The organism is Acidimicrobiales bacterium, from assembly GCA_041394185.1.
Lineage (GTDB): Bacteria > Actinomycetota > Acidimicrobiia > Acidimicrobiales > Poriferisodalaceae > JAAETH01.
The window spans coordinates 738967-760113 of sequence record JAWKIQ010000001.1; the positions used below are offsets into that span (position 1 = coordinate 738967).

The 21147-nt window shown below is 66.0% G+C and carries 17 protein-coding genes; 6 read left to right on the forward strand and 11 right to left on the reverse strand.

The window, feature by feature from the left end:
* Positions 1 to 5: 5 nt before the first annotated feature.
* Genes R2770_03545 through R2770_03560 form a run of 4 tightly spaced genes read right to left on the reverse strand, consistent with a single transcriptional unit; the run spans position 6 to position 3331 of the window.
* The gene (locus R2770_03545; protein ID MEZ5279522.1) at positions 6 to 674 is read right to left on the reverse strand and encodes a NifU family protein; all 669 of its coding nucleotides are present in this window, start codon (positions 672 to 674) and stop codon (positions 6 to 8) included.
* Entirely contained in the window at positions 671 to 2569 is a 1899-nt protein-coding gene (locus R2770_03550) for a ferrous iron transporter B (protein ID MEZ5279523.1), read from the reverse strand. Before R2770_03550 ends, R2770_03545 begins: the two co-directional genes overlap by 4 nt.
* On the reverse strand, positions 2566 to 2886 hold the full coding sequence (locus R2770_03555; protein ID MEZ5279524.1) for a FeoA family protein: 321 nt from the start codon (positions 2884 to 2886) through the stop codon (positions 2566 to 2568). Before R2770_03555 ends, R2770_03550 begins: the two co-directional genes overlap by 4 nt.
* Positions 2887 to 2944: 58 nt before the next feature.
* Positions 2945 to 3331, reverse strand: a complete 387-nt coding sequence (locus R2770_03560) for a TraR/DksA C4-type zinc finger protein (protein ID MEZ5279525.1) — start codon at positions 3329 to 3331, stop codon at positions 2945 to 2947.
* A 288-nt stretch (positions 3332 to 3619) separates the two neighbouring features.
* On the opposite strand from R2770_03560, the gene R2770_03565 reads away from it, so the two are divergent.
* Positions 3620 to 4183 carry a class I SAM-dependent methyltransferase gene (locus tag R2770_03565; protein MEZ5279526.1) on the forward strand — a complete coding sequence of 188 codons (564 nt, stop codon included), beginning with the start codon at positions 3620 to 3622 and terminating at the stop codon, positions 4181 to 4183.
* 28 nt (positions 4184 to 4211) lie between these two features.
* Here the strand turns inward: R2770_03565 and R2770_03570 are convergent, their stop codons facing one another.
* Both R2770_03570 and R2770_03575 read right to left on the reverse strand, forming a co-directional pair.
* Entirely contained in the window at positions 4212 to 6293 is a 2082-nt protein-coding gene (locus R2770_03570; protein MEZ5279527.1) for a 3-hydroxyacyl-CoA dehydrogenase NAD-binding domain-containing protein, read from the reverse strand.
* Complete coding sequence (locus R2770_03575; GenBank protein ID MEZ5279528.1) at positions 6290 to 6958, reverse strand: DUF2889 domain-containing protein; 669 nt, start codon at positions 6956 to 6958, stop codon at positions 6290 to 6292. Before R2770_03575 ends, R2770_03570 begins: the two co-directional genes overlap by 4 nt.
* A 102-nt stretch (positions 6959 to 7060) precedes the next feature.
* Here R2770_03575 and R2770_03580 point away from each other — a divergent pair, with 102 nt between their 5' ends.
* Genes R2770_03580 through R2770_03590 form a run of 3 tightly spaced genes read left to right on the forward strand, consistent with a single transcriptional unit; the run spans position 7061 to position 13176 of the window.
* On the forward strand, positions 7061 to 10696 hold the full coding sequence (locus R2770_03580; GenBank protein ID MEZ5279529.1) for a hydantoinase B/oxoprolinase family protein: 3636 nt from the start codon (positions 7061 to 7063) through the stop codon (positions 10694 to 10696).
* Positions 10693 to 12588: an alpha-amylase family glycosyl hydrolase gene (locus R2770_03585; GenBank protein MEZ5279530.1), complete on the forward strand. Its 1896-nt coding sequence runs from the start codon at positions 10693 to 10695 to the stop codon at positions 12586 to 12588. Before R2770_03580 ends, R2770_03585 begins: the two co-directional genes overlap by 4 nt.
* 18 nt (positions 12589 to 12606) lie before the next feature.
* Positions 12607 to 13176 (forward strand): peroxidase-related enzyme, encoded by a 570-nt coding sequence (locus R2770_03590; protein MEZ5279531.1) that lies wholly within the window; start codon positions 12607 to 12609, stop codon positions 13174 to 13176.
* A gap of 28 nt (positions 13177 to 13204) precedes the next feature.
* On the opposite strand, the gene R2770_03595 is transcribed toward R2770_03590, so the two are convergent.
* Positions 13205 to 14452 carry a multidrug effflux MFS transporter gene (locus tag R2770_03595; protein MEZ5279532.1) on the reverse strand — a complete coding sequence of 416 codons (1248 nt, stop codon included), beginning with the start codon at positions 14450 to 14452 and terminating at the stop codon, positions 13205 to 13207.
* Entirely contained in the window at positions 14449 to 17196 is a 2748-nt protein-coding gene (locus tag R2770_03600; protein ID MEZ5279533.1) for an EAL domain-containing protein, read from the reverse strand. The genes R2770_03595 and R2770_03600 overlap by 4 nt, the downstream gene beginning before the upstream one ends.
* 72 nt (positions 17197 to 17268) lie before the next feature.
* Here R2770_03600 and R2770_03605 point away from each other — a divergent pair, with 72 nt between their 5' ends.
* Positions 17269 to 17727 (forward strand): tRNA (cytidine(34)-2'-O)-methyltransferase, encoded by a 459-nt coding sequence (locus tag R2770_03605; protein ID MEZ5279534.1) that lies wholly within the window; start codon positions 17269 to 17271, stop codon positions 17725 to 17727.
* Positions 17728 to 17811: 84 nt separating this feature from the next.
* Positions 17812 to 18039, forward strand: a complete 228-nt coding sequence (locus R2770_03610) for a hypothetical protein (GenBank protein ID MEZ5279535.1) — start codon at positions 17812 to 17814, stop codon at positions 18037 to 18039.
* Between the two features lie 8 nt (positions 18040 to 18047).
* Here the strand turns inward: R2770_03610 and R2770_03615 are convergent, their stop codons facing one another.
* From R2770_03615 to R2770_03625, 3 genes are all read right to left on the reverse strand, one after another.
* Positions 18048 to 19073 (reverse strand): CoA transferase, encoded by a 1026-nt coding sequence (locus R2770_03615; GenBank protein ID MEZ5279536.1) that lies wholly within the window; start codon positions 19071 to 19073, stop codon positions 18048 to 18050.
* A 221-nt stretch (positions 19074 to 19294) separates the two neighbouring features.
* On the reverse strand, positions 19295 to 20173 hold the full coding sequence (locus tag R2770_03620) for an isocitrate lyase/PEP mutase family protein (protein ID MEZ5279537.1): 879 nt from the start codon (positions 20171 to 20173) through the stop codon (positions 19295 to 19297).
* Entirely contained in the window at positions 20170 to 21096 is a 927-nt protein-coding gene (locus R2770_03625) for an SDR family oxidoreductase (protein MEZ5279538.1), read from the reverse strand. The genes R2770_03620 and R2770_03625 overlap by 4 nt, the downstream gene beginning before the upstream one ends.
* Positions 21097 to 21147: the final 51 nt, after the last annotated feature.

A 21147-nucleotide genomic window follows, 5' to 3' on the forward strand; every position in this document is an offset into this window, starting at 1 on the left:
GCCGGTCAGTGGCAGTTGGGTCCCGATGAGCGGGGGCGACGCCGCAACAGTTTCACCTGGCGCCCGGGCAGCGGGTCGCTCACAGGTTCGTCGGTGAACTCGGCCTCGGCGCGTTCGAGGCGGACATCGACCAGGTCGGGGAACAGACGGCGAAGGGCCGGTGCGATGGTCGACATCAGCGTGTCGTGCGAGCGCGAGCATCCCTGACACGCCCCCTGGGCCCGCAGCACAACCGATGTTGCATCTACAGCCACCACGGTCATCGTGCCCCCGTGGGCCGCAATCAAGGGGCCACAGGTGCGGTCGATGGCAGCCTGAACCTGCTCGACGGTGGCCGGTTCGACGTCGGGTCGGGTTCGGGGTTGTGCCTCCAGCAGCCAGTGGGCCGCGTCGCGGGTCATCGAGTCGAGCTCGAGCGAGATCGCTGCCTGCACGCGTGGCGCTATCTGGCGCCACATCTCGGGATGTGAGCTTCGAACCAGCACACAGTCGTCGCGAACCGCCACCTCTGAGATCGAGCCATCCGATACCAGCGAGTGCAGCGGTGCCGACTCTGGAACGCACCGGCGCCCCGGTGGACTCTGCGCCAATGCCGCTTCGTGGGTGACCCACCGCATCACCGCGGGTTCGGCGGTTCGCTCGGCGTGCATTCTCCTGGGCAGATCGAGGCTCACATGACCACCTGGACCACGCTGCGAGCCACGAAAGCGCCCGCATAAGCCAACAAGAGCATCGACGACATCGCCACCGCGGGCCAACGCCACGAGTTGGTTTCGCGGCGCAGTACGGCCACGGTCGACAGACACTGAAGCGCGTACACGAAGAACACCAGCAGCGCGGCGACGGTGGGCCCATCGAAGACGCGGGTCGAGTCGGGACGTCTCAGCTCGGTGATGCGGTCGGCGAGCGCCGACTCGTCCTCCGATGCCGTGGTTATCGCCAGGGTCGACACGAACACCTCGCGTGCGGCCAGCGAGCCGATGAGGGCGACATTGGTGCGCCACTCGAACCCCAGCGGAGCGGTTACCGGCTCGAGCGCCTTGCCGAGTTGGCCGCCGATGCTGTGTTCCATCTCGTAGCTCGCCGCCTGCGAACCGGTCAACTCGATCGGCGGTGTCGACCGGGGGAAAGACAACAGCACCCAAAGGGCGATGGTGGTCACCAAGATGATGGTTCCGGCCTTGCGCACGAACGACCAAACTCCGTCCCACACGTGCAACATGGCGGCCGCCAATGTCGGGCGCCGGTATGGGGGAAGTTCCATCATGAACGGGGCGCTGGGTGCGCTGAGCATCGTGCGACTGAGAATCGCCGAATACGCCAGACCGGAGACGGCGCCCAGCACGTACAACCCGAACAGGGCCAGCCCTTGTTGGCCGATCGGGCCGAACGCTTGGCCCGCTGGAACGAACGCGGCGATCAAGAGAGTGAACACGGGCAGCCGAGCCGAGCAGGTCATCAGGGGTGCGGCCATCATCGTGGCCAGCCTGTGACGTTCGTCTGGAATGGTCCGCGCCGACATGATGCCGGGCACGGCACACGCAAACGACGACAACATCGCTACGAAGCTGCGGCCCTCCAACCCGAAGCGTCCCATCACCCGGTCGGTCATCAGCGCGGCCCGGGCCAGGTAGCCAACGCGCTCGAGCAGACCGATGATCAAGAACAGCATCGCTATCTGGGGCACGAACACCAGCACCCCACCTACGCCTGCGACGACGCCGTCTGCCAGCAGATCACCCAACCATCCGCCGAATAGGTCTCGAGTTGTCTCGGCGAGGCTGCCGAGGGCCTGTTCGAGCCTGTCGACAACAGGGGTCGCCAGCGTGAAGATCGACTGGAAGAAGGCCAGCATCACCATGACGAACACGAGCGGACCCGCGATCGGGTGCAGCAGAACGGCGTCGATGCGGGCCGTGCGGCTGTCGGGATCGAGCGGCGTCACCACCGACTCGACTATCGAGTCGATCCACGCCGCCCTGCCGGCCAATGTGCCCGGCGGATCGACTATGGGCATGATCCAGTCGTGGCTGTGTGCGAGCAGCTCGGTGAGACCGTTGAGCCCCACACCGCGATGTCCGACGACGCCTATGACAGGAACGCCCAGCGCGTCAGACAGCCGGTTCACGTCGACGGCCCCGCGCCGAATCGTAACCTCGTCGATCATCGTCAGAACCAGGCACAGCGGCTTGCCGAGCTCGAGGAATTCGGCCAGCAGGAACAGCGACCGTTCGAGGCTGGTCGCGTCGGCAACCATCACCAACGCGTCGGGGGCTTCAACGCCCTCGACCCGCCCATGAAGGGCGTCTGAGACTACACGTTCGTCTGGGCTGATGGGTTCGAGCCCGTAGGTGCCAGGCAGATCGACCAGCAACACCGGCGCTCCGCCGATGTCGACGACCGCCTCGCGACGGCTGACCGTGACGCCCGGATAGTTCGCGGTCTTCGAACGCACACCGGTGAGGGCGTTGAAGATGCTCGTCTTGCCGGCGTTGGGGCTGCCGACGATGGCGATCTGCCGTGTGCCGGTCGGCGAGGCCGGATCTGGGACGCTGCGCGACCGGATCACCGAGCCACCGGCGTCTGTTGGGGCCTGACCTCGACCAGTTCGGCGGCCCGACGCCTCAGCGCCAGCCGGGTGGATCGAATCTGGAAGACGACCGGGTCACCGAGGGGAGCGGTGCGCTCGACCTTCACCAGGGTGCCCGGTACGAAGCCGATCTCCTGAAGCCTGCGACCCTCGCCCGTCGGGCCGCTGTCGACGGCCACGACGATGCCCGAGGCGCCCACCGCCAGGGCCGACAGGCGGCAAGTGCGACTGTGATCCAACCGGTCGAATCCGATGATCGGGTCGGTCTGGCTCGACCGGCCCGGCCGGGTCTGCATGCGGCGTCGTACCATATGTTAAGCAACCCTAACAGAAGCGTTGGCTGCTGGTGTCAGGTCAACCCGTCATCTCGGTCTGGTGGGTGATGCAATAGCGCGCGGCCGGATCGAAGTCGAGGCGCTCGGGGTTGATCTGCTTTCCGCACCGCTCGCATGTGCCGAACGTTCCGGCCGCGAGCTTCGCGATGGCCTCGTCGACCTTGGCGATGTCGTCGTCGAAACGGCGCAGCATCGATGTCTCGAGCTCGAGTTCATAGGTGGCGGCGCCCCGATCGGCGTGGTGCGAATCGACCGTGCGGATGGTTCCGTCGAGCTCGCGGTCGTCGTGGGGTTCGTGTTCCTCGAGTACGCCCGCGCGTAGCCCCGTGAGCCGGTCTCGCTCGGCGTTCAGACGCTCGAGCCACTGTTCGTTGGACAGCGCCGGGTTGGCGTTGGTGTCCGACATCACGGGTATACCTCCTGCCATGCAGCACCTTGGCTGCCGCGGTTCCCGCACGATTTCGAGCGGGACGAGGGGTGCGCCTGGTGGGCGAAACCCCTCGTGACAATGGTCTCTCGGCGGGTCGGTCTGGTGTAGGGGCACAAGTCCCTGGCGAGATACCGTTCCGCCCATGGGCACGAACGAAGACCACCACCACGGCCACGGCCACGGCCACGACCATCACGGCCACGGCAACCATCACGACCAGGGCCCCAAGGCCATGCTGCGCTACCTGAAGAACGCCAAGAAGATGTGGCGGTCGGACCTAAACGACGCCGTGGTGGCAGACATCGCCCCCAGGGCCGGACAACGGGTCGTCGATGTCGGTGCGGGTGTGGGCGCCGGCGTGGTGGTGGCGGCGCGTCGGGTGCAGATGTCGTTGCGGTCGAACCCACCGACTACATGAGGCGAGTCCTGAAGCTGCGGCGCCTGGTCAGCAGGGGTCGATCACACATCGAGGTCGTCGCCGGGGCTGCAGAGGCCCTGCACCAGGCGCCCGGCAGCGTCGATGCGGTATGGGCCGTGAACACCATGCACCACTGGAACGCGCCCGATGTAGCCGCGGTAGAGATCGAACGGGTGCTGCGCCCTGGCGGTCGGATGCTGCTGGCCGACGAAGACTTCGACGATCCCACCCACCCCTATGCGGCCAAGCGTGCCAAGCAGGCCGAACGCCAGGGACACCACCCATTCTCGATGGTCGACGCCGAGGCCATGGGCAAACACTTCAGCGATGCGGGCCTGGTCGAGGTACGCGCCGAGAAACGCCAGATGGCGGGCCGCCCCGTGATTGTGGTGACGGCCCGCAAGGCCTAGCAGAACCAGGCCAACTCGCCGAGACCCCTCAGTTCAGGTCGGCGAACGTCTTGCCGTCGGCCACCATCTGCTTGAGCAGATCAGCGGGGGCCCAGCGGTCGCCGTACTGCGACTGCAGCTCCTCGAGCCGGGCTACGAGCTGTGGAATGCCCATACGATCGGCGTACCACATGGGGCCGCCTCGGTACTTGGGCCAGTTGTAGCCATTGATCCACGTGATGTCGATGTCGCTCGGGCGAATGGCGATGCCCTCTTCGAGGATCTTTGCTCCCTCGTTGATCATCGGCAACACCAGGCGCTCGACGATCTCGTCGGCGCCGAAGTCGCGGGGCTCTGCTCCACTCTTGGCGGCGAACTCGCGGACGGCGTCGGCAACGACGTCCGACGGCGTGCCGACCCGGTTCTCGTCATAGTCGTAGTAGCCGGCGCCGGTCTTTTGGCCTCGACGCCCCAGCTCGACCAGCCGGTCGCGCAGGCGCACATCGGGCTGGGACGTCTCGGCGGTCCAGCCGATGTCGAGCCCGGCCAGGTCGCTCATCTGGAACGGTCCCATGGCAAAGCCGAAGTCGAACAGAGCCTTGTCGATGTCCCACGGCATGGCGCCCTCGTCGAGCATGGCGTTGGCCTCGTTGCGGCGCTGGGCCAACATACGGTTGCCGATGAAGCCGTCACACACCCGGGCGAGCACGGCGATCTTGCCGATGCGCTTACCGGTCTGCATGGCGGTGTTGATGACCTCGTTGGAGGTCTTGTCCGCGCGCACCACTTCGAGCAGCGCCATGACGTTGGCCGGCGAGAAGAAGTGCATGCCGATGACCGACTCTGGCCTGGTGGTGGCCGAGGCGATCTGGTCGATGTTGAGGTAGCTGGTGTTGGTGGCCAGCACGGCACCGGGCTTGCAGATGCCATCGAGCTTCCCGAATACCTCCTTCTTGACCTCCATGTTCTCGAAGACGGCTTCGATGACCATGTCGACGTCGGCGAGATCGTTGAGGTCGAGGCTGGGGGTCAGCATCGACATGCGCTGTTCGACCTGTTCGGCGGTGAAACGGCCTCGCTTGGCCGAGCGCTCGTAGTTCGAGCGCACGACGCCGATGCCACGATCGAGGGCCTCCTGGCTGGTCTCGACGATGGTCACAGGAACACCGACATTCAGGAAGTTCATGGCGATGCCGCCACCCATGGTGCCCGCACCGATGATGCCGACCTTGTCGACGGGAAGCACCGGCGTGTCCTTGGGAAGGTCCGGGATCTTCCACACCTGACGTTCGGCGAAGAAGACATAGCGCATGGCGGCCGACTGTTCGCCCTCGACCAGCTCGGTGAACAGGCTGCGTTCCTTCTTCAGACCCTCGTCGAAGGGAAGGTTCACCGCGGCCTCGACGCACTGGATGATGTTCTCGGGAGCCATGTAGCCCCGGAACTTCTTGGCGTTGGCCTTGCGGAAGTCGTCGAACAGGCCTGGGTTGGCACGGTCGGCGTCGATCTTGTCGCTGAGGTCGCGAACCCTGGCCAACGGGCGGCCTTCGGCAACGATACGAGCGGCGTAGGCCTTGGCATCCTCGAGCAGTTGGCCCTCGGCGGCCAGCTCGTCGACCAGGCCCATCTCCAGGCATGCCGCGGCGGGCACGTGGGTGCCTTGGGTCATGAACTCGAGAGCCTTTTGTGCACCGACGATGCGCGGCAGGCGCTGGGTGCCGCCGGCTCCTGGCAGCAGGCCCAGATTCACCTCGGGCAGGCCACACTTGGCGCTGGGCACGGCGATTCGGTAGTGGGCACAGAGTGCGACCTCGAGACCTCCGCCCAGGGCGGTGCCGTGGATGGCGGCTACCACCGGCTTGGGCGAGCCCTCGATCATGCGCTGTACCTCGGGCAGCTCCTTGCCGGCCCGCTTGCCGCCGAACTCGCTGATGTCGGCACCGGCGATGAAGGTGCGGCCGGCGCAGATCAGCACGATCGACTTGGCGTCGCTGGCGATGGCGGCCTCGAACGCGTCGTACAGGCCGTCGCGCACGTTGGCGCTGAGGGCGTTGACCGGGGGTGAGTCGAGCGTGATGACAGCGATGTCGCCGTCGTGGCTCAGGTCCGTCACTTCGTTGATGGCCGTCATTGCTTGATCTCCTCGATGATTCCTAGTTCTTTGGCGCGCTTTTGGATCCACAGCGGTGGTGGCTCGGGCTCGCCTGCGATCTTGTTGGCGACGTGCGGACCGTGTTCGTCCCACACATGGCACGTGTTCATGATGCGCTTCCACGAGTCGTTGTCGTCGCGGCTCTCGAGCATGGGGTCGGGGTCGCCGTTTATGTGGGCCTCGGCTTGGCGCATCGACCAGAAACACTGCATTGCGACCGGTGCCATGGCCTGCAGCAAGGCTGTCACGTGTGTGCAGCCCCTGGGGCCACCGAAAAGCTCTCGGACCTTGTGGGTGAACCCGCGTGCTATCGACAACCCGATCAGGTTGCCGTAGTGGGTGGTGATGCCGGGGCAGTCGCCGTGGGGATGTGTCTCGAACTCGGTGTTGACACCGCGGATCACCAGGGTCGGGAATTCGATCTCGAGCGACAGCTGCATGTGGTGGATGGTCATGGGCTCGGGGTCACAGCGCAGGTACAAGCCCGGCGGTTTCTGGTCGCGGATGGCGCCCTGTATCAGCAGGCAATCCGAGGCCAGGCGGTATGCCCGCACGCGGTACTCGCGGTCGTGCAGTATCGGATCTGCGCCCGGTGGCGGGTCGGGCAGGATCGAGTCGGTTCTGAACATGTCGGTTGCGTCCATTCGGCTCAAGATCGAACCAGATCCGGCCCAGCCTTGCACAATCGGTGGACCCGCCCGACGCCCTGGGTGCTGGAAGCGCTTGCTGTGGGCCAAGATGGTGGGATGGCCGGTTGGCAGTTCTGGATCGACAGGGGAGGCACATTCACCGACGTGGTGGCACGTCGGCCCGACGGCACCCTGGTGACCCACAAGCTGTTGTCGGAGAACCCCCGCCGATACGACGATGCCGCAATACAAGGCATCCGCGACCTGCTGGGTGTGGGTGCAGACGAACCCCTGCCCACAGACCAGATCGACTGGGTGAAGATGGGCACTACGGTGGCCACCAACGCCCTGCTGGAGCGCCGAGGCGAACCGACCGTACTGGTGACCACCAAGGGGTTCGCCGACGCGCTGCGCATCGGTTATCAGGCCAGGCCCGACATCTTCGCCCTCGACATCGTGTTGCCCGAGATGCTCTATTCGGCGGTGATCGAGGCGGACGAACGGGTCGCCGCCGACGGCGCCGTGGTCAGAGCACTCGACGAAACGGCTGTAGAGGCCGCACTGGCCGCGGCCAGGGCCGAGGGGTTCGACTCGGTGGCGATCTGCTTGATGCACGGCTATCGACACACCTCACACGAGGCCCAGATCGCGGCAATGGCCAGACGCATGGGGTTTGGCCAGGTGTCGGTGAGCCACGAAGTCTCGCCACTGATGAAGCTGGTGGGGCGCGGCGACACCACCGTGGTCGACGCCTACCTTTCGCCGGTGCTTCGGCGATACGTGAACCGCGTCGCTGCACAGCTACAGACCGCTGACCCCGATGGCAGCCCGACGAGGCTGATGTTCATGCAGTCGAACGGCGGACTCGCCGACGCTCACAGCTTCCAGGGCAAGGACGCCCTGCTGTCGGGGCCGGCAGGCGGGGTGGTGGGGATGGTGCGAACCGCCGAGGCAGCCGGCTTTCACCGGTTGATCGGCTTCGACATGGGCGGCACATCGACCGACGTCTCGCACTACAGCGGCGAACTCGAGCGCACCTACGAGACCCAGGTGGCGGGGGTCAGGGTGCGTGCGCCGATGATCGACATACACACCGTTGCGGCGGGCGGGGGCTCGATACTGCACTTCGACGGTGCTCGCATGCGCGTCGGCCCCGACTCGGCCGGGGCCGACCCCGGCCCGGCGACCTACCGAAACGGCGGCCCGCTGACGGTCACCGACTGCAACGTCTTGCTGGGTCGACTGAGGCCCGAGTTCTTCCCAAACGTGTTTGGCCCCAACGGCGACGAGCCACTCGATTCAGAAATCGTCGAGCAGCGCTTCGCCGAACTCGCCGCCCGCATCGAAGCGGCCACTTCGACACGGCAGACGCCGCAACAGGTGGCCGAGGGCTTCCTGGCGATTGCGGTCGAGTCGATGGCCAACGCCATCAAGAAGATCTCGGTGCAACGCGGCCACGACGTCACCGACTACACGTTGGTGTGTTTCGGAGGCGCTGGTGGCCAACACGCGTGCCTGGTCGCCGACAAGTTGGGCATCACCAGGGTTCACATAAACCCCCACGCAGGCGTGTTGTCGGCGCTGGGTATTGGGCTGGCCGATGTTCGAACCGTGGTCGACGAAGCCGTCGAGGCGCAGCTGGACGATCACACGGTCGCAGGGCTGGCCGCCAGATTCGACGCCCTCGACGACGCCTGCCGGCGCTCGCTCGCCGACCAGGGAGTGCCGTCCTCGTCTGTGGCCACGCATCGGCGCGTTGCCGTGCGCTACGCCGGGTCGGACACGTCGATCCAGGTGGCGGCGGGCACGTCAGATGACATCGCCCGCGGGTTCGAAACCGTGCACCGCGCCCGGTTCGGTTTCGTCAGCCCCGAAAAGCCGATGGTGGTCGAGTCGATACACGTCGAGGGTGTTGCCAACCACGGCGCGATCGACGTGCGGACGGCGACCGGAACCGCACAGTGGACCGAACCCGAAACCAGGCAGGTCGTCTTCGCCGGACAGGCGGTCGACACCCCCTTCGTAGATCGCACGACGCTGGTGGCGGGCGCTCAGATCGACGGGCCCGCGGTGATCCTGGAGGCGACGGCCACCACCGTGGTCGAACCGGGCTGGCGGGCGACCGTCAACGATCTGGGCGACCTGGTGATAGAGCGGGTGGTGGCACTGCCCAGCCGGGTGGCCCTGGGTACGTCGGTCGACCCCGTGCAGCTCGAGATCTTCAACAACCTGTTCATGAACATCGCCGAGCAGATGGGGGTGGTGCTCGAGAACACGGCCGCCTCGGTCAACATCAAGGAACGCCTCGACTTCAGTTGCGCGGTGTTCGACCCGGCGGGCGACCTCGTCGCAAACGCACCGCACATGCCCGTTCACCTGGGTTCGATGAGCGAATCGATCAAGTCGATAATCGCCAACAACCCACAGATGGCGCCCGGCGACGTCTATGTGATGAACGCCCCATACAACGGCGGCACCCACCTGCCCGACATCACGGTGGTGAAGCCGGTGTTCGATGTGGGCGCCGAGCATGGCGACAGGCCCATCTTCTACGTTGCGTCGCGGGGGCATCACGCCGATGTGGGCGGAACCGTGCCCGGCAGCTCTCCCGCCGACTCGACGACGGTCGACCAAGAAGGCGTGCTGCTCGACAACGTGCTGCTGGTTCACCAGGACCGCTTCCTGTACGACGAGATCGATGCGCTGTTGACCGGCGGGCCTTACCCGTGTCGCAACCCGGCGCAGAACATCGCCGACCTCCAGGCCCAGGTCGCGGCATGCGAGAAGGGCACCGAGGAGCTGCGGCGGGTCATCGCCCACTTTGGGCTCGATGTGGTTCACGCCTACATGGGCCACGTCAAGGACAACGCCGAGGAGTCGGTACGGCGTGTGATCGGAGCCCTCAGCGACTGCAGCTTCACCTACGAGATGGACGACGGGCACCATGTCAGCGTCAACATCACCGTCGACACCGACGAACGCTCTGCGACCGTCGATTTCACCGGAACCAGCCCCACACATCCGGGCAACTTCAATGCGCCATCGGCCATCGCACACGCGGCCGTGCTGTACGTGTTTCGCACACTGGTCGATGACGACATTCCTCTGAACGCGGGCTGTATGAAGCCGATAACCGTCGTGTTGCCGCGCGATTCGATGATCAATCCTTCGTATCCGGCCGCGGTCATCGCAGGCAACGTCGAGACGAGCCAGGTGATAGTCGACACGCTGTACGGGGCGTTGGGCGTGATGGGCGCGGCCCAAGGCACCATGAACAACTTCATCTGGGGCAACGAGCGGCATCAGTACTACGAGACCATCTGTGGGGGAGCGGGCGCCACAGCCCGCGCCGACGGTTGCAGCGCCGTGCACACCCACATGACCAACAGCCGCCTGACCGATCCAGAGGTGCTCGAGTGGCGCTATCCGGTGATGCTCGAGACCTTCCATGTCCGTACGGGCTCGGGTGGCGACGGGGTTCACCGAGGTGGCGACGGCGCGGTGCGCCGGGTGCGGTTCGGCGAGGCGATGGAGGTCAACGTGCTGTCGGGGCATCGCCGGGTTGCACCCTACGGAGCGGCCGGCGGCCAGCCGGGCTCGACCGGTGAAACGCGCAAGATCGCGGCCGATGGAACCGTCACCGAGTTCGGCGCCACGGCCAAGACCACGGTCGCCGCCGGCGACGTGTTCGAGATCGTGACGCCGGGCGGCGGCGGGTATGGCGTGCCGGGCACACTGAGGAGCGACGATTGAGTACCAGGTCGAACCTGACCACAGCCGAACTGGATGCGAGGGTGGCCCAGTGGCGCCCCGACCTGGAAGCTGCCGTGGCCGGCTTGTACCCCGACCGGTGTGACGAGATTGTCGAATCGCTGATCGAGCGAGCCCGCAACGCCGCACGCCGGCGACGGCAGGCCCTGGTGACGCTGGACCGACGCCGCCAGACCACGCCCGACTGGTATCTCCAGCCCCAGAGGGTGGGCTACATGGCCTACGTCGACCGGTTCGGTGGCGACCTCGAAGGGGTCAGGAACCGGCTGCCCTACTTGCGCGAGCTGGGCGTCGACGTGGTGCATCTGTTGTCGTTGCTGACCGCCCGCGAGGGTGAGAGCGACGGCGGGTTCGCGCTGCGCGACTATCGCAACCCCGACCCGCGCCTGGGCAGCGCCGCGCAACTGGTTTCGTTGATCGACGAGATGAGGGCCAGCGAGATGAGCCTGTGCGTCGACTTCGTCCTCAACCACACCAGCGACGATCACGATTGGGCCCGCCAAGCCGCGGCAGGGTCTCAGTATCACCGAGACCTGTTCTTGACCTTCGAGGACCGCACCATCCCGGTGTTGTTCGAGCAAACCCTGCCCGAAGTGTTCCCCACCATGGCCCCCGGCAACTTCACATGGGTCGAAGACATGCAGCGCTGGGTGTGGACGACGTTTCGCGAGTTTCAGTGGGATCTCAACTGGGCCAATCCAGACGTGATGGTCGAGATGGCCGAAATCGCCTTCGACCTCGCCAACCTGGGCTTCGAGATCTTGCGCCTGGATGCAATCGCTTTCACGTGGAAGCGAATGGGAACCACGTGCCAGAACCAGCCAGAGGCTCACCTGATCGCCCAGGCGCTTCGGGCCGTGACGGGCATTGCGGCGCCCGCGACGATCCTGCTTGCCGAGGCCATCGTGGGCCCAGACGACCTGGTCGGCTATCTCGGAAGGCACCACCTCGAACGCCGAGAATGTGAGCTGGGCTATCACAATCAGCTCATGGTGCAGGGCTGGTCGATGATGGCAAGCCGCAGCTCGGGACTGGCCAGAATCGCATTGTCCAGGTTGCCCGATCCGCCCCAGAGAGCGTCGTGGTTCACCTACGTGCGGTGTCACGACGACATCGGCTGGGCCATAGACGACGCCGACGCGGGCACCATGCAGATAACGGGTCAGGGCCACCGAGACTTCCTGGCCGCGTTCTACCGAGGCGATTTCGACGGGTCGTTCGCCAGGGGCGTTGCGTTCAGCTCGAATCCCGATGCCCGCGACGAGCGAACCTCGGGCATGGCGGCGGCGCTGGCCGGCGTAGCTGCCGGGCTAGAGGCCGGCGACCAAGCGGCTATCGACCTCGGTATCCGCCGGATGTTGGCGCTGTACGCCATCGCCTTCGGCTACGGCGGGATACCGATCGTGTACATGGGCGACGAGCTGTGCCAGGGCGACGACCTCAGCTATCTGGACGATGCCGACCTGGCGGGCGACAGCCGCTGGCGCCACCGCCCCCGCTTCGACGACGCGCTGGCGGCACTGCGAAGCGACCCGGCGACACCCGCAGGGCGGCTCTGGAGTGGCATCAGGCACCTGGTCGACGTACGCCGAGGGTGTCCGGCCCTTCACGCGGCAGCCTCGTCTCACCCCATCGACGTCGGGGACGACACCGTGTTTGCCTGGCATCGGTATCACCCGCGGTTTGGCACCTTCTTCGGCCTGGCCAACGTCGGTGAGGCCGCCGTGTCGGTCGAGGTTCCCGGGTGGGCGGGCCCCGACAGCCTGGTGGATCTGCTGGTTCCGGGCGACGACTTCAGGCATCTCGAGCCGCTGCAGGTCCGCTGGCTAGCCCAAAGCACCGCGTTGAGCACCATCCCGGCCGTGGTGTCCTAGCGAACTAGCTTGGGTCCCATGACCGAGCATCCCATTTCGCGTTTCAAAGTTCCCTCGCTCGACGAGATGCCAGACGACATCCGCCAGATGATCGAACAGGTGCAGGAGAAGTCGGGGTTCATCCCCAACGTGTTCCTGGCGCTGGCGCATCGACCAGACGAGTTCCGCGCATTCTTTGCCGGTCACGATGCCTTGATGGACCGAAAGGACGGGCTCAGCAAGGCCGAGCGCGAGATGATCGTTGTCGCCACCAGCGCGGTGAACGAGTGTCTGTATTGCGTGATCGCCCACGGAGCGATTCTGCGGATCAGGGCCAAGAACCCGCTGATCGCCGATCAGGTAGCGATCAACCCCTTCAAGGCCGACCTCAGCGAGCGCGAGCGGGCCATCGTCGACTTCGCGCTGCTGGTGTGCTCGGCTGCGGGTTCGATCACCGACGCCGACATCGACGACATGCGCCAGAAGGGCTTCACCGACGACGAGATCTGGGATATCGGCGCCATCACAGCGTTCTTCGCCATGTCGAACCGTCTGGCCAACCTCAGCTCGATGAGGCCCAACGACGAGTTCTATTCGATGGCTCGCTGAATATCGGCACCCCCGCCGGCTGCTTGGTTCAGTCGGGGCGGGTCATGCCCGCCACGGCCAGCACAGACGTGACCGCTGTTGCCGTGGCGAACAGCACAGCGGCGACGGCGAAGGGCGTGACAGAGTCGGAAACCTGTGCGGCCGCGATGGTGCCCAGGATGCTGCCAAACCCCAAACGCACCGAACTGGTAAGCGACGAAGCCAACCCGGCCATGTCACCCATCGGGATGAGGCTGAGGGTGTTCAGGTTGGGCATCAACAGCGTCATGGCCGACAGCGACAGCGCCAGCACCGGCAAGAACAGCCACACGGGCGGCGTGCCATCGGATCGCACTGCAATTGCCAGCAGCACCAGGGTCACGGCCGGTGACAGCGTTGACGCCCATCGGACCACGCGCGCCAGGCCCATCCTGCCGACCAGCCAGCCGTTGGCCAGCGAGCCCACAGCGAACAGCGACGCGATGGCACCGAAGATCAGTGGGAACTGGCTGCGCAGATCGAAGATGTCGCCGATGATCAGCTCGCTGGTCGCCAAGTAGGTGGCCATGAGTCCCTGGAGGAACGCCGATGCCAGGGTCGACAGCGAGGTAACCCGGGTGGTGGCGACCCTCTTGGCCCCTTCGGCCAGCGAGCGCATGCGGAGGCTGCGCCTGTTGTGCTCGGCGAGGGTTTCGGGCAGGCGGCTGGTCCACGTCCAAACCAGCATCGCCCAGCCGGCGCACAGCAGGAAGATCGCCTGCCAGGGCAGCACCAGGATCACCAGGGAGCCCACCGATGGCGCGATCACGGGCACCAGGATGAAGACGGCCATGATCACCGACATGGCCTTGGCCATGGCCTCGCCGTCCAGCACGTCGCGCACGATTGCGACCGCCACCGCACGACACCCGGACGCGCCGATGGCCCAAACGAACCTGCCGACCAGCATCAGCCCCAGCGACGGAGCCAGCGCAGACGCCACCGCGGCGATCGCGTACACCGAGATACTGGCGGCCAGCACCGGCTTGCGGCCATAACGGTCGCTCAGCGGGCCCAACCACAGCTGCCCGACGGCCAGACCGAAGAAGAAGACCGTGACGACCTGGCTCATCTGGGGCGACTGGGGCTCCAGACCGAACGTCTCGCGCATCTCGTCGAAGGCCGGCAACACCATGTCGATCGAAAGTGCGGTGAGGGCCATGATGGCCGACATCATCGGCAGGAACTCGCGCCGGCTCACGCCTGCGGCAGAGGCATCTGCGGGCGTCGAGGGTTTCGTTGTTCCTTCGAGGGTCACCGTGAGACTGTAGCGCCGCGCCCCGTGGGTTCAGGAGATGGTTCATCCGCTGGTCGAATCGACGGCGGGAGGTTGTCCGACACGTGTGCGAGTGTCACAGCTGCCTCGACCTCGGCGGCGCTCGTTGGGCGTGCGAAATAGAAGCCCTGCAGGTGGTCGCTTCCCAGCGACGTCAGCAGGGCGGCCTGGCCCTCGGTTTCGATGCCCTCGGCTATGACTTCGACGCCCAGGATGTGCCCGATGTCGACCATCAGCTTGATGAGGGGGAAGTTCTGCGACGACGACATCTCGGCGACGAAGCTGCGGTCGATCTTCAGCGAGTCGAAGCCCAGCGACCTCAGCTGTGTCACGGACATGTAGCCGGTTCCGAAGTCGTCCAGTGCCACCCTGACACCCAGGTCGCGCAAGAGCTGCAGCTCGGCGGCCGCAACGGTGACGTCGTCGAACAGCGCGGTCTCGGTCAACTCGACGATGAGGCGGTCGGCGCGGGCCCCGGTTGCTTGCAGCACATCGGCCACCTCGGCCGCCAGCACACCGTGGCTCAGGTGACGCGCCGAGATGTTCACCGCAATCGACACGTCGGCCATCAGCGGGTGATCGGCCCAGGCCGCCAGTTGCTGGGCTGCGGAGCGCACCACCCATCTGTCGAGGTCGAGGATCAGATCGCTTCTCTCGGCGATTGGCACGAAGCCGACGGGCTGGATGAGGCCGCGCTGGGGATGCTGCCAGCGAACCAGTGCCTCGACGGTTCTGATCGTGCGTGTTTCTGCCTCGACCGTGGGCTGGAAGTGCAGCACCAGCTGATCGGCATCCAAGGCGGCGCGCAGGTCGTGCTCTACCGCGGCGCGCTCTTCGACCTCTCTGCGCAGGCGGTCGTCGCACACATCGATGCGCCGCTTGCCCTCCGCCTTGGCGCGGTACACGGCCAGGTCGGCGTCGCGGAGCACCTCGTCTGGATCGAACGGGCCCTCCGCCAGGGCGACGCCAATGCTCACGCTGGGGTGGTGGGTGGTGCCGTCGATCGTCATCGGTTGGGCGATCTCGTCCAGCAGTCGCTGGCCGAGCTCGAGGGCCTGCTGCTCGTTGGGCACGTCTTCGGCGATTGCGACGAATTCGTCACCACCGAGGCGACCGGCGAGGTCGGAGGTTCTGACCGCCGTGACGATGCGCCTGGCGATTGTGCTGAGCATCAGGTCGCCGGCGCGGTGGCCATGGATGTCGTTCACCGACTTGAAGTCGTCGATGTCGATGAACATCACCGCCAGCGGCCGGTGGTGTTTGGCCGATCGCTGCATGGCCTGCTCGAGGTGTTCCAGAGTGGCGCCGCGGTTGGCCAGGCGGGTGAGGCTGTCGTGGCGCGCCTGGTGAGACAGCCGCCGTTCGAAGTTCTCGCGCTCGTTCAGCGACTCTGTCAGACGCGACACGGCGCTTTGCAGCGACATGCCCAGCGTGCCTGGCGCCCGTTGGCCCAATATCGGATCGTCCAACCGCTCCTCGGCCAGGGCGGTCGCCTGGGCCTCTGCGGTTCGAAGCGAGGCCAGGGCGCTGTTCAGGGCCCTGGCGCCCGCCCTCAGCTCGACCGGACCTTCTTCGGCCAGTTCGGTGTCGAGGCGGCCCTGCCCGATCTGTTCGACCGCGTCTGCGAGCCTGCGCAGCGGGCGACTGACCGCAAACACCAGCCCCACCACCGCAAGCGCAACCAGCGCCAACGAGCTGAAGGTCCAGGCCACGGCACCCCGACGTTGGCTCGACGCATCGGTGGTGACCACCTCGGCGGCGAGCGCGACGTCTTCCAGCGAGGCCTCGACCACCCCGCCTATTGCTTCGGTCACCAGCTGGGAAGCCGCGAAACCGTTCGAGATCTGCTGACCGGTCTCGATTGCTGCGGGGATGTCCAGGTCAGCCAGAGAAAGGATCTCGGGACCACCCTCGTCGGCGACGCCGTTCAGAGTCACTTCGCGGCTTGTGGCGGCGAGCCTCTGCTCGTGCGCGTGTGCCTCTGGTGAGTGCTTGAAAGCGCTCCAGGCATCACCAGCCCGAGTGCCCTTCACAAGGACCGCATCGAGCTGCGTGGCCAGCAGTTGGTACTCGGCCAGAGTGCTCTGGAAACCGAGAACCCTGTCGATCGACGGTGTCGTGATGCCCTGGGCCTCGACATAGGCCCAAGCCATCGAGCTCTCGATCGACACGAGCTGAACCTTGGCTGCCAGCTCGGCCACCTCTGCGGCGTAGACGACACGAGAGTCGCGCCCGGCTCCTGCCGCCGATGCCAGGCGCCGCATCTCGGTCTCGATGGCAAAGGAGATGTCCTTGTCGATCGACGCGTACAAGGCCGCGGCCTCGGTCACGTCCAGATCGTCAGAGTCGAACCGCCGGCGGGCTTCGTCGAGCTGGGTAGAGACGATCGACGCGAGCGGACCATCGAGCTGCTCGAGCAGCCTGTCGACGTCGGCCTTGTTGAGGTCGTAGACCGCGGCGAAGTCGAGCCCCGCAAGGGTCAGCACACCGGGAGGCAGGGGTCCGAGTGCCTCGTCGGCTGCGATGAAGCCGGCGGTCGAGACCTGTTCGATGCTGACGGCAGGAGACAGCCGCAGCAGCAAATCGAGGCGATCGACACTCGACTCGACCTGTTCGGCAGCACGCACTCGATCGGTTGCCGTCTGCCACCGGCTGGCGTTGACCAGCAGCAATGGAGTTATCAACAGCAGACAGATCGTGCCCAATAAAACGCCGATTCGCGGCATTCTCGCTGCCCATCGCCTCACTACTCCCTTAGCGGCCCATTGGGTCCGGTTCATTAGGGCGATAATCAGGTGGTGCACATCGTCTTGGTGGCGCCCTCGATAGCGCCCAACACCGGCAACATCATCCGCCTGTGCGCCAACACCGGGTCCGATCTGCATCTGGTCGAGCCACTTGGGTTCACGATGGACGCGTATCGGCTCAGGAGGGCGGGGCTCGACTATCACGAGCTGGCCTCGGTCTCGGTGCACCCCGACCTGGCGTCGGTGCGCGACGCCGTTGGTGGCAGGTGGTTGGCGTTCACCGCTTCGGGAGCCACGACCTACACCGACATTGCGTACAGGCCCGACGACGTTCTGGTGTTCGGCAACGAGACGACAGGGCTCGACGCGGATGTCCTGGCCGGGTTCGACGCCCGCCGGCGGGTGCGGATACCGATGATGCCGGCCAACCGAAGTCTCAACCTCGCAAACGCAGTGGCGATCGTCGTCTACGAGGCGTGGCGCCAGATCGGCTTCGAAGGATCGGGCTGATCGGCGCCGAAAATGACTCCAGCCGAAGGTCTCCGATGCCGAGAACTGTGTTCGGAACAAGCGGCACAACAGAGGAGATCCCCCATGATCCGCAAGAACAAGGACGAGAACCAAGCCCCCAAGGCCGGCATCTGGGTGGCCGTAGCGGTCTTCATGGTCGCGGTGGCATCGGTGATCGGGTTCAACCAGGGCGGCGCATCAGCGGCCGACCACGGCGACGGTCACACCGAGACCCATTCGGACGCCGGCCATGGCGACGATGCCCCCGCAGATGTCCATGCCGACGACTCGCACGCCGAGACCGGCCACTGAGCCGACAGCTAGTCGGCCAATCCCAGCTCGGCCAGAACCTCGGCGGTGTGTTCGCCCAAGCGAGGTGACGGGGTCATCTCGACCAACGGCGAGCGAGACAACCTGACCGGGTTTGCGGTGGTCGTGTATGTGCCGAACGACGGGTGCTCGATGTCGACGGCGTAGTTGTTGGCGCGAACCTGCGGGTCCTCGAGGGCCTCGTGGGGCAGGTTGTACGGCCCTGCCGGATACTTGGCCGCTCGGAAGATCGCCAGCCATTCGGCAGTTGTTTTCGAAGCCATGATGGCTTCTGCCTCGGTGACGATCTGTTCGAACTCGGAGCTTCGGGGGCTGACGCCTCGCGCGTCGGCGACACCGGTGATCTCGTGGAAGCGGCCCATCAGCCCGGGGCTCAAGCCGCCGATCGTCACGAAACCGTCGGCGGTGCGGTAGTGCCGGAAGTACAACCGGAAGGCGCCACCCGCAGGCACCGCGCGCTGTTCGTAGAGCTCGCGCTGCGCGTCGAAGTCGGCGCCGGCAGCCCGCAGCAGCGAAAGGTCCTCGTCGATCTCGGCCAGAGCGGCGGTGTCGCGCTCTGCGACCTTGGTCAGCATCGGCGTACCCAGTGCCATGGCCGTTCCCAGCAACGAGACGTCGACGCGCTGCCCCTCGCCGGTGAGGTCGCGGTGGCGAAGGGCTGCCAAGATCCCCACGGTCGCCATGATGCCGGTGGACGTGTCGTTGATGGCCGGACGTGTGGGCTCTGGCACACCGCCCGATGAGCGGTTCATAGAAAAGCCCACACCGCTGCGACCCTGTACCAACACGTCGTAGCCGCCAACGTCGGCGTCGGGACCCTCGGGCCCGAACGGCGTCAGGATCAGCTGCACCAAGCCTGGGTTGATGGTGCGGGCGCGTTCCCAATCGAGGCCGAATCGTTCGACATCGTTGAGCTTCAGGCCGACGATGCAGATGTCGGCCCACGCCAGCAGGGGCGTCGATGACCTTGCGACTATCGGGTGCAGTGAGATCCAGCACGATGGCGCGCTTGCCAGGGTTCGCCACGGCGTAGGCCTTGCCCTCGTGGTCGCCCAACGGGGCTATGAAGCGCATCGCGTCGCCCTCGGGCGGCTCGATTTTGACGACATCGGCGCCCAGGCTGGCCAGGATGCGGGCACTGAACGGGGCTGCAATGTTCTGGGCGAACTCGACCACCTTGATGCCGGTCAGGGGGGCTGGTGCGCTGTCTTGGGCTGGGGTCATGGTTGCTCTCGGGTCATGTCTGTGACCATCTTTCGTCGAAACTCCAGACGTCGCCGAACCCCATCAGCTCGTGCATGTCGGATATGGGCAGCACGGGTTGGTTCAGGTTTGCGCTGGTGCCGTGTTCGTGCAGGTGCCTGTAAGCGTGCTCCATCGCGGCCGCTGCAGCCAAAAGCGCTGTGACCGGTGAGATCACTATCGCAAAGCCGAGGTCGGCCAGGATCTCGCGATCGACGATGGGCGAGAACCCACCCTCGACCAGGTTGGCCATCAGCGGGGCGTCGATGGCCCGAGAGATCGAGCGGAACTCGTCGAGGTTCTCGGGCGATTCGACGAACACCACGTCGGCGCCGGCCTCGGCATAGGCCCGCCCTCGTGCGATGGCCTCGTCGAGGCCGAGGCTGGTTCGTGCATCGGTGCGGGCGATTATCAGCAGGTCGGCGTTTCGCCTGGCGTCGAGGGCGACCTCGATCTTGGTCACCATGTCGCCGACCGGCACGACGGTGCGCCCGGCCGCATGGCCGCACTTCTTGGGAAACTCCTGGTCTTCCAGCTGGATGGCCGCCACGCCGGCATCTTCGTACCCCCGAACGGTGTGGTGCACGTTCAGCAGGCCACCGAAGCCGGTGTCGGCGTCGGCTATCACCGGAGCCTCGACACCCGCACAGATGCGGGCCACCCTGGCCACGATGTCGGTATAGGTGGCGATGCCCGCGTCGGGCACACCCAGATGCGACGCCGAGATGCCGTACCCGGTGGCGTACAACGCATCGAACCCGAACCGGTCGGCGATGCGCGCCGAGATCATGTCGAACACACCCGGCGCAACGGTGAGCTCGCCGGCGCGCACCCTGTCGGCCAGCCAGCTCCTGCGATCGTCTGCGTCGCTCACCCGGCCTCTTCTATCTCGACCACCCGCTTCGAGCGCATGGCGACGTGCTGGGTCTCCCAGCCCGCCGTGGCCTCGCCGACCGACTCGATGCTCCACATGTCGTCGGTGGTGGCGATGTCTGCCGGGGGCCACTCGAGGTACCGCTTGATTCTGTTGCCGCCCACCCAATAGACCTGGGCGGTCGCCTCGCAGCCCTCGGTCAGCAGCCATCCGACCAGGGGCGAGATGTTCGCCGGGTCCCACATGTCGAACGATCCGTCGGTGGGTTCTGCGATGCGTTCTCCGAGGCCTGGCGTTGCCAGGGTCATGCGGGTTCGGGCCGAAGGGGCGATGGCGTTCACCCTGACGCCGTATCGGGCCAGCTCGCGGGCACCCACCACCGACATGGTGGCTATCCCCGATTTGGCTGCGGCGTAGTTGATCTGCCCCGGATTGGAGTGCAGGCCAGATGTCGAGCTGGTGTTGACGATGGATGCGCTGACCTGGTGGCCGGCCTTCGAGCGTTCGCGCCAGTAGGTGGCGGCGTGGCGCATCATCAGCCACGTGCCCTTCAGATGCACCTGGATGACGAGGTCGAATTCCTGCTCGGTCATGTTCACGAGCATGCGGTCGCGAAGGATTCCGGCGTTGTTGACGACACCGTGCAGGTCTCCGAAGGTCTCCACGGCCTGGTTGATGATGCGCTGGCTCGACTCCCAGTCGGCGACCGAGTCGGCGTTGGCGACCGCCTCGCCGCCGGCGGCGCGGATCTCCTCGGCGACCTGCTCGGCGGGGCCTGCGCTGGCACCGGTGCCGTCCTGCTCGCCGCCGAGATCGTTGACCACGACCTTGGCTCCCTCGCGGGCGAACAGCAGTGCATGCTCGCGCCCTACGCCGCGCCCCGCTCCGGTGACGATGATCACCCTTCCGTCCAGCGCCCCCATGTGTTTCCCCCTTCGGTGTCGACCGGCTCGGCCGCCGGTGTGTCGCGCCAC